Annotated in this window: 6 protein-coding genes and 1 pseudogene; 4 read left to right on the plus strand and 3 right to left on the minus strand. The window is 62.5% G+C overall.

The features are described 5' to 3' along the window. Positions 1 to 70 precede the first annotated feature (70 nt). From QZY44_RS02155 to QZY44_RS02165, 3 genes are all read left to right on the plus strand, one after another. The gene (locus tag QZY44_RS02155) at positions 71 to 313 is read left to right on the plus strand and encodes a hypothetical protein (RefSeq protein WP_295441621.1); all 243 of its coding nucleotides are present in this window, start codon (positions 71 to 73) and stop codon (positions 311 to 313) included. Positions 314 to 562: 249 nt separating this feature from the next. After that, the gene (locus QZY44_RS02160; RefSeq protein ID WP_295441624.1) at positions 563 to 2,371 is read left to right on the plus strand and encodes an AAA family ATPase; all 1,809 of its coding nucleotides are present in this window, start codon (positions 563 to 565) and stop codon (positions 2,369 to 2,371) included. Positions 2,372 to 2,376: 5 nt separating this feature from the next. Continuing rightward, positions 2,377 to 3,777 carry a hypothetical protein gene (locus QZY44_RS02165; RefSeq protein ID WP_295441626.1) on the plus strand — a complete coding sequence of 467 codons (1,401 nt, stop codon included), beginning with the start codon at positions 2,377 to 2,379 and terminating at the stop codon, positions 3,775 to 3,777. 208 nt (positions 3,778 to 3,985) lie between these two features. Here the strand turns inward: QZY44_RS02165 and QZY44_RS02170 are convergent, their stop codons facing one another. The 3 genes from QZY44_RS02170 to QZY44_RS02180 form a co-directional block, all read right to left on the minus strand. After that, complete coding sequence (locus QZY44_RS02170; RefSeq protein ID WP_295441628.1) at positions 3,986 to 6,046, minus strand: S8 family peptidase; 2,061 nt, start codon at positions 6,044 to 6,046, stop codon at positions 3,986 to 3,988. Between the two features lie 99 nt (positions 6,047 to 6,145). Beyond that, complete coding sequence (locus QZY44_RS02175; protein ID WP_295441631.1) at positions 6,146 to 6,586, minus strand: hypothetical protein; 441 nt, start codon at positions 6,584 to 6,586, stop codon at positions 6,146 to 6,148. Further along, on the minus strand, positions 6,583 to 7,593 hold the full coding sequence (locus QZY44_RS02180) for an ATP-binding protein (RefSeq protein WP_295441634.1): 1,011 nt from the start codon (positions 7,591 to 7,593) through the stop codon (positions 6,583 to 6,585). Before QZY44_RS02180 ends, QZY44_RS02175 begins: the two co-directional genes overlap by 4 nt. Before the next feature lie 199 nt (positions 7,594 to 7,792). Between QZY44_RS02180 and QZY44_RS02185 the strand changes: the two are divergent. Continuing rightward, positions 7,793 to 9,034, plus strand: a pseudogene (locus tag QZY44_RS02185) (PEP/pyruvate-binding domain-containing protein); the annotation flags it as partial.

Consider the following 9,034-nt stretch of genomic DNA (forward strand, 5'->3'; position numbering starts at 1 on the left):
CCGAGCGGTTCCGGCTGCCGGTGTTGACGCCGGGCGCGTTTCTGCGCCAACTGCGCGAGGAGTAGACCTGATGGCCAACTATGCACTGCGCGTTCCCGAGTCTCTGTTCGCCTACGCCCGCCAGGTGGCGGAGGAAGAGCAGGTATCCATGAACCAATTTTTCGTCACGGCGATTGCCGAGAAGGTGTCCGCCCTCAAGACCGAGGCCTATGTGCGTGAGCGCCAGGCCCGCGGCGACCTCGCGGCCTTCGATGCCTGGCTTGCCGCCAGTCCCGATGCGCCTGCGGCGGCAGGGGATGCCTTAGACGATTGAGCGCCGTAGGGCGGAACGCGCAGCGGTTCCGCCACCTTGCAGGCGGATCGGCCTGCGGCCATCCGCCCTACACGGGCTGTTGGAGCACGTTCTGCATGCTCACACCGGCTGCGGTGCGAAGGAGCAGATGAGCAAGTGACCGCTCATGCCGCGCGCGGGGCGGGCCTTGTTGTGATATCACGATTCGCTGGTTACCGGCCAGCCAACAATTGAGTCATCGGTTCAGTGAAAATGCGAGGATAGACGACGGTGGACCAGTATCGGAACGAATTTTACAAGCAAATAAAAGATCACGATCTCTTGCGGGTTTTTGCGGATCTCGATGGACGCTCCACAGCGGCGGTACTCGATGAAATTCGTGCCAGCGCGAGCAAGGTTTTTGGACCATTGGAGGGCTCGTTCGGTGACGGCCATTGGTGGATCGGGGATAACTGGGACAAAGGCAAGACATATGGCTATGATTTCGCAGATACGACAGGCGCAAGAACGGCCTTGGACTGTCCCCGCGTTTTGCAGAGCCTGGGGGAAGTAGATTTATCCAAATCCACATTCACGTGGCTATTCAGTAGTGGCCATCGGCATTGGAATTTTGCGCAAAGTAAAGGGTTGGGAATCAAATCGATACTTGCAGACGGGGCTTTTCCCGAATACGGAGCGGATCAGTTGTCGACTTACCGCGACAGACTGAATGCGGCGATTGGGGGCATCGCCGGATTCCAGCCGGGGGCGGAGGACTGCGAGGCGTTCCGCACCCGCCTGAGAGATGCGCATGGTTGGAAGGAATGCCCGAATTTGTCGGTGCCCTTCCACCTCGTCTGGCCGCAGTTCTTTCCAGTGCAGTACATGACAACCAGCTACGGGTATTCGCAGGTTGCCGGCATGGGGCGCCTGCTCAAAGACTTGGTCTTCAAGCTCGGATTGCGCCTCTGCCCTCTGGAGTTCGACCGGTATGCGTACTACTCGGCCGCCTACCGCGTGTTGCTGACCGCTTACGACGCATTCGTGTGGCCCGCCGCGGGTGAACCAAGAAACACCTCGCACTTCGACTTTCTTACCGAGTTGCTGGCGGCCGATGAGGATGTGGAAGCGCGGCAATTGCTAGTAATGAAGAAGTCCCTCGTCCTGTACGGCGTGCCGGGGACCAGTAAGACCCATATTGCGCAGGAGGAGCTTCTGCCGGCCCTGGTGCCGAAAGAAAACTGGTGCCGGGTGCAGTTCCATACTGGCTACTCCTATGCTGACTTCATCATCGGGATTCGCCCCCGGTCCGTCAACGGGGCGATCAGCTACAGTGTTGAACCGGGCATTCTCTATCGCTTAGCGGCCGAGGCGGCACTTGCGCAGCCAGACACGGATAGCGGGCAGCCGCAGCCTTATGCGCTGCTAATCGATGAGATTAACCGCGCGGACTTGGCTCGGGTCTTCGGGGAAGTGCTCTACTGTATCGAGTACCGCAACGCGGAGGGCAAGGATCATTCCATCCGTCTTCCGCATACTCTAGCGCAGAATAGCCAGATTATCTCGGTGCTGAGCGGCAAGCGCCTGCCGCAAGATCCTTTCTCCGGTGGGGAGAAATTCTACCTGCCCGAAAATCTCTACCTCGTTGGCACCATGAATCAGGCGGATCGCTCGATCGGTTCCTTCGACGCGGCGTTGCGACGCCGGTTCGCCTGGTACCGGCTCGATTTTAGCAGGACTCGCCTGAGGCAGATGCTACTGGAGAAATTCGAGAACGCTGGCGTGAAGGTCAAGGAAGATCAGATCGTTAGCTTTGTTGAACGCGCCGCGGCGCTCAATGGCAAGATCGCGGCAGGCCAAAAGGATACGGGGCTGCCCCTGAGTGCGGAACACGCGCTCGGACATACTTATTTCGCCGAACTGGTCGGCATCATGCAAAGCACGGGGCATCGCGACGGGCAGATCGATGCCGCACTGCACTTGAAACGGCTGTGGCTCTATTTCCTCGGCCCCTTGCTGGAGGATGCCCTTGGATTCGAGGCACCCCTCTACCAGCAAGAATTAGCCAAGCTGCGCGATTCTTTCATCGAGCACTTGTGATACCCGTGTCGATTGCCGAGTTCGCGGCACTGCCGCCAGGGGTACTGAGCAATGCCCTGGATGAGAGGCGACTGCGGTGGCGAGGCATCTCGCTGGCGCAGATCGGTACTGTAGCCGCGCGCTTTGATGTGGAGTGCGTCCCCTTTATATTTCGCACATATATCGCTGCTGCCCCGAGTTGGTGCGCCACGCGTTGGGTGGGCCAGTTTGGGTTCGAGGGCGAATCCTACACGATCCTTCCCCGCATCGGTTGGGGTCGCTTCGAGGCGATGCTGACCGCGGTTCTCAGTGTGGGTACTATGGGTGAAGGGGGTATACCTTCGGCCGCGTCCGGCGAAGGTGATCTGTTGCCTCTGGCCTGGGTTCTCGTGCATGAGGCGGCCTGGCGTCGCAATCGTGGTGCGGCGAAGGCATTTGTTCGGAAGTCGGTCTCTGATGCCCCCGCCTTACGCGGCGAGTTGGATCTGCCAGCGCAGTTGGCCAAGCTCATCGATAAGCAGAACTTCGCCTGTCGGTACGACGAACTCACCTATGATCATCCGGTAAACCGCGGCACGCTCCTGGCGATTCGAACACTTGAGCAGCACAGACGCTTTCCGTTCAACTGCACCGGCGGCTTTCATCGTATCGCCCGTGAGTGGGCTGAGGCGCTGGCAGCCAATGGCGTGGCGTTGCCCGAGCGTTTTCCGGCAGAAGCGATGCGCTGGAGCCGGGCCAACGACAGCTTTCGTGCGGCCCATGTCTTGGCCGCAATGATCGTCGCCGAACGTCAGTCGGCAAGTCGGGGCGGCAAGGGCGTCCCGGGCTTCCTTTTCGACAGCGCCGAGGTTTGGGAATTGTACCTCTGGCGCTGCTTGAAAGAAGTGATCGCCGAGTTTCCTGAGTTTCATGACTGCGAAGTTGAGTGGCCACGAGAAAACCGGAGTGCTCCGGAACCGCTACTGTTTTGGCAGGGCCTACCGGTGGCGCCGCGGATTCCGGACCTGCGCATACGGCGGGGTCACGACGTTGCCTTGGTGATCGATGCCAAATACAGGTTCTTCCAGCCGCCGACCGCGGAGGGAGGAGGTGATTTGGCGGTGCAGATGTTCCAATACGCTGCCATGGGCTCACGCGATCATGCCGAGCGTTCGCCCCCCGTGGTTCTGATTTATCCGTCGTGCGAAGACTTGCGCAATGGTCCGGGTGACGAGTCGCCATATCTCTTGGGATCGGGCAGGTTCAATCTGCCCGGCGATCCGCCGCTGACGGCGTGGGCGGTCAAACTGCCCGTGCTTGAGGGGATTCAACCAGCCGCCTGCGCCGGATTTCATCGGGAGGTTCGCGCACAATTGCGTCATATTCTCGCCGAGGCGATGCCGCCGCAATTGATGGCCTCGATCGGATCGGGTGGTGGCACGGGATGATGTTGCGCTTCAGGCACCTGCACCAAGGTGGCCAGCATGTCCAGGCGGCCACCTTCAGGGGGGCCAAGCAGCCGATCATCTCCCATCAGCGAGGCGGTCTCGTCTAGCGCAGCTTCGTAATCGGGCTCAGTCCGGATCAGACGAGTATCCATTGCGTTCAGCCTTGTTCCACCGTTTTGGTATCGATACGGTTATACTTGATAGTGAATTAAGCGCTTATGGGTACAATTGCTCGCAGTCGTTGCCGAACTTGCTCGTACACTTCCACCGGAACCTCTTCCCCCACCTCAAAGCTGACGACCAGCCCGTAGTCTATTTCCTCATCCAGTCCGGCGGCGTCTTCCCGGCAGTCGACCTGGATACGCAGGGAATCGCCGTCGGTGAATGCACGGGCCTTTTCGCCCTCGAATACTTCGTGCTGGACGGTTCCGCGCTTCACCAAGGCGTCGTCATAGCCGTTCGGACCGCGCGTAACGCCAATCAGGTCGCGCGCGTCTGTGGTGAACCAAAGCTGGGCTTTTCGGTAGCGTTGCTGGTGTGGGGCTGTTGGTGTAAGCCAAGCGAGGGTGACAGTGAGCCGGCGCAGACCGCGTGTACCGCTCAGGTCGCTGGGCAGCGGGAGCGCGAAGGCATGAGCCTCACCCTTCGTCAGCGTTCCGAACCCGAGCAGGGTGGCCCGCTGCTCGGTGCATCCAAGGACGCGCTCAGGATGGACGAGCCCGTATCCCAGGAACCGACCGATAAACTCCTTGATCTTATGCCCGCCGACCTCCTGCTTGAAGATGTCGCGCAGCCGGTCGCCTGCTTCGGCCCAAGCGGCACCGTGGACGAGCCGGGCCTTGAGCAATACCGGGTCGTGCCGTGGACTGGGTATCCGTCCATCGGACTTTGCCCTCAGAGATTCAAGTATTTCAAATAGCCGCGCACCAAGGCGGGTGGCGAGCGCGGTGGCGTTACTGGTCCCGCGGAACCACAAGGTCTTGTCCAACTCGCCCGGCACTGAACCTGGGACCGCCGTCTTCTGTCCTGGCGGCCCATAGTTCTGAAGCGGGGCGAGCCTGATGTTGGGTTCCCCAGTGCCCAACGCCTCCTCGTAGATCTGTCGGCCGCCTAGCATCAGGATCTCCGGTTTGAGTGCGCGCAGGAACCCAAGACCATTCGCGCTGACCGGGCTTGCCAGGGATCGAGTAGGAAGCGGGTCGCAATGATAGGTGGCCCGCGCACCCAGCGGGCATGCATCCGCATGGGCGGCCCCGACGGTCAAGGCGTTGATTGACTCGGCGGGTGAAAGGATGCGGTGGTGGCGCGCGTTGAGCTTGAGTGCCCGCAATATGGCCGCTTCTCGCGTTCCCGCATCGGCGCTTGACCAAGCGGCACCCTTTGGGATGTCCAGATTGAGCGCGGCGGCGTGGTTGCCTGCGCTCACGATGAAGAGCACACCGTACTTGTACGAAAGCCAGTCGAGGAGGCGAGCCCAGGGGCTCAGACCGTGAAAGAAGAGGCGGGAAGGATCGCCAACCGACAGGTTGATGATCCGAACCTCAGGTGCCTGGGCCTCGGTGGAGCCATCACCCTCGAAGAGTCGGCGCACGGCCCGATGGATCAGGTCCACCGGGAGCACGCCGTCCGGAATGTGCTCCTTGGAATCGCGCGCGCTTGTCTGCGGCTTCATGATTGGGCGGCAGTAGATCCGGCGGGGTAGCGGTGGCTCGTCCGCATCGAGTTCGCCATGGACGATGAGCCATGCCATGGAGGTTCCATGCATCCGGTACTGCGCCGGGGCGTCGGCCTCGAATCCGTCCGGGTCGTCGATAATCAACCGGTCCTTGAGCAGTCGGTGGCCGGCGAGGGGCAGGCCGTCCAGCAGCGCCACGATCGGAGGCAACGCGGGCTTCGGCAGCGCTCCGGGGGGCGCTGCGGCCTCGCCAGCCTCCGGCTTGCGGCTGAGGGGGACCGCGCATTGGCCGACCGGACGGAGGAGCCAGACATCGTTGCAGCGGATCAGGTCGATGTTGCGATCTTCGCTGAGCAAAGGTGATACCGCGTCAGCGGGGATCTCACCGAGAATCGCGTGGTAGCGAATGTCGGCAAGCTGACACCGAGCGGAAACGCTGCCGCCCAATTCCCTGATCAACCGCCCGACTTCGGCTTCGGCCAGGGCGCGCCGTTCGGCGGTCTGCCTATGCCAGAGCTCTGCCTCAAACGGTATGACCCCCTGGCCATCCTCGATACGCTCGGCAAGGTCGTCCAATACGCCGGTCTCGCGCAAGCGGTCGTCGGCGCCCCAGGGACGGATGTCGACGATCAGAGGGAACAGGTCCCGCCAGGCTGCCTCGCCGTGGGGCCAATCCGCCTTGGGGTCATCCCGCTACTTTGCCCAACGGCTCAGCAGTTGGGCGAGTGCCCGGCGGTCGGTCATCGTGAGGAAGAGGCGCCCGTGAAAGGGCTTGTTCTGGCGCTGGCCTTTCTTGTTGATGGGGAAAATGGTTTCGCTGGGGTCCAGGTCAATCTCGTCCTCGGCGAGCCACTCGAGGCCTATGCCCCTGGCCGCCGCGACGAAGCTGCTCAGGTCGGTGGCAAGTTCAATGACCAGCGCCATCTCCGGCTCGATCCCGGCGCCGGTCGCCTGCACCCGGATACGTTCGGCTTCCAGTGCCTGGTCGAGTCGGGTCAGTTTGGGGCCGAGGTACCCCGCGACCTCCTCGCGGGAGCGGGGATTGAACTTTGGACCGCCGCCGAACCGTCGCGCTTTCGGCGTCGGCACTGGCTCTTGAAAGAGCAACAGGGGCAGTCGGTCTGCGTTGTTCATGAGTCCTGTATCCGCTCCGTCGTCCCTGTCGGTTCATCGGGTCGGACGGTAAACCGCTGCTGCCAAGCCTCAAGCCGTGTTTGTACGATCCGCTTCAGGTTGCTGTCCGGCAGGGCAAGCACATGCCGTCGCAGCACATCCTCACCGAACTGTTCCGCTTCAGCGAAGCTCAAGCCCTTAAGCCGCATCGCGAGCGCACGGGGTGGCCAACCAAGCGGCTCGCCCAAACGATCTTGGAAACGCCGGAACCACTCTTCGAGCATCGACTGACTCGGGGGCGGCAGTTCCAGGCGCAACTGGAAACGGCGCCAGACGGCGCGGTCGAGCAGTTCGGGATGGTTGCTGGCGACGACCGTGACCGCGTGACTTGGCAGGGCGTCGATCTGCATCAGGAGGGTGCTGACGACGCGCTTGATTTCCCCGGTCTCGTGGGTATCGCCGCGTTCTTTGCCCAGGGTGTCGAACTCGTCGAAAAACAAGACGCAGCGTCGGCTGGCGATATGCTCAAAGACCCGCCGCAGACGCTGCGATGTCTCGCCGAGAAAGCTTCCGATGACAGCCTCGTAGCGGACGACGAACAGCGGCACCATGAGGGCGTCGGCCAGGGCCTCGGCCAGCGTGGTCTTGCCGTTGCCCGGGGGGCCAGCCAGCAGCACCCGATGCCGGGGCTCCAGATTGTAGGTCCGCAGCAGGTCGGTCCGATGGTGCTCTTCCACCAACTCGTCGCAGGCCATGCGGACGACCGGCGGCAGGACCAGCGAGTCCAGCGACCGCCGCGGCACGATCTCGTGCAGCAGATCAAAGGCCTTCTCGTCGGGGATCACCAGTCCGATGGGTTTGCGGCCGTTGCCGTTGAGGTTCAGGCCCTGGACCAGTCGGTCAGCGAGCAGGGAATGGTTCTTCGCCCGCTCCTCGGCGGCCATGGATTCTACCAGCCGCACAAAAGTCCCCCGGTCGCCACGGGTACCGGCTTTAACGAGATCGACGAGTAAGTCAGCGCGTGACATCAACTATATGAATCAGAATATAAAAGCGACTAGGTCGAGGGCCGCAAGTCGGGGTGATCGCGGTGCTGAAATGCAACCGGTGGTGGTCCGGGATGTTTCAGTCTGCTCTGGGGTTGCGGCCGTTACGATCCGTTGGGACCTTCGCACATGGTACGACAAACGGTCGCCCAGAACGCGAGCCCGTTGCAGCTCCTAATTTGACCCGTACGAGCAGCTCCTGATCGCCATCAAGGCCGTGTTCGCCTCCTGGGGCGGTAAGCGCGCGGTGGACTATCGTCGCCAGTTCGGCATCACGCCGGCCATGGCCAACGGCACCGCCGTCAACATCTGTACCATGGTGTTCGGTAACCGTGGCGATGACTCCGGCACCGGCGTGGGCTTCACCCGCGACCCCGGCACCGGCGAGAACGTCCTGTACGGCGAGTACCTGGTCAATGCCCAGGGCGAGGACGTGGTCGCGGGTATCCGCACCCCCAAGCCGCTGTCCTCCCTCAAGGCCGATCTGCCGGAGATGGCCAAGCAGTTGGATGCCCTGCGCGACCGCCTGGAGAGCCACTACAAGGAAGTGCAGGACTTCGAATTCACCATCGAGCGCAACATCCTGTACTGCCTGCAGACCCGCAACGGCAAGATGAACGCCGTGGCCCAGGTGCGCACCTCGGTGGAGATGGAGAAGCAAGGGATCATCACCAAGGAGCAGGCCCTGCTGCGCGTCGCCCCCGACAGCCTGGAGCAGATGCTGTTCCCGCGCCTGGACCCCAAGGCCAAGGTCACCCCCGTCGCCTCCGGTCTGCCGGCCTCCCCCGGTGCCGCCTCCGGCATCGCGGTGTTCGACGCCGACCGCGCCGAGATGCTCGGCAAGGAGCAGGGGCTCAAGGTCATCCTGGTGCGTGAAGAGACGAAGCCCGAGGACATCCACGGCTTCTTCGCCTCCGAAGGTATCCTGACCTCGCGCGGCGGCAAGACCTCCCACGCGGCGGTGGTTGCCCGCGGCATGGGCAAGTGCTGCGTGGCCGGTGCCGAGGGCATCCACGTCGATGTCGACAAGCGCATCGCCATCGTCGGCGACACCAGCTTCAAGGAAGGCGACATGATCACGCTGGACGGGACCTCCGGTAAGGTCTACCTGGGCGAGATCCCGACCGTGGAGCCGGAGTTCACCGACGAGCTGGTCACGCTGCTGAAGTGGGCCGACGAGGTGGCGCGGATCAAGGTCATGGCCAACTCCGACACCCCGGTCGATGCGCGCCGCGCGCTCAAGTACGGCGCCGTCGGCATCGGCCTGGCCCGTACCGAGCGCATGTTCAATGACCCGGCGCGCCTGCCGATCGTCATCGACATGATCGTGGCCGACACCCAGGAAGAGCGCCAGGAAGCGCTCGACCGTCTGCTGCCCTTGCAGCAGAAGGACTTCAAGGCCCTGTTTGAGGTCATGTCCCCC

This window comes from uncultured Thiodictyon sp. (genome assembly GCA_903837595.1).
Classification (GTDB): Bacteria; Pseudomonadota; Gammaproteobacteria; order Chromatiales; family Chromatiaceae; genus Thiodictyon.

What these genes read in the sequence shown, in the direction of transcription:
- QZY44_RS02180 (WP_295441634.1), bottom strand. Translation starts at nt 7,593, where the DNA reads ATGTCACGCGCTGACTTACTCGTCGATCTCGTTAAAGCCGGTACCCGT.
- QZY44_RS02175 (WP_295441631.1), bottom strand. Translation starts at nt 6,586, where the DNA reads ATGAACAACGCAGACCGACTGCCCCTGTTGCTCTTTCAAGAGCCAGTG.
- QZY44_RS02155 (WP_295441621.1), top strand. Translation starts at nt 71, where the DNA reads ATGGCCAACTATGCACTGCGCGTTCCCGAGTCTCTGTTCGCCTACGCC.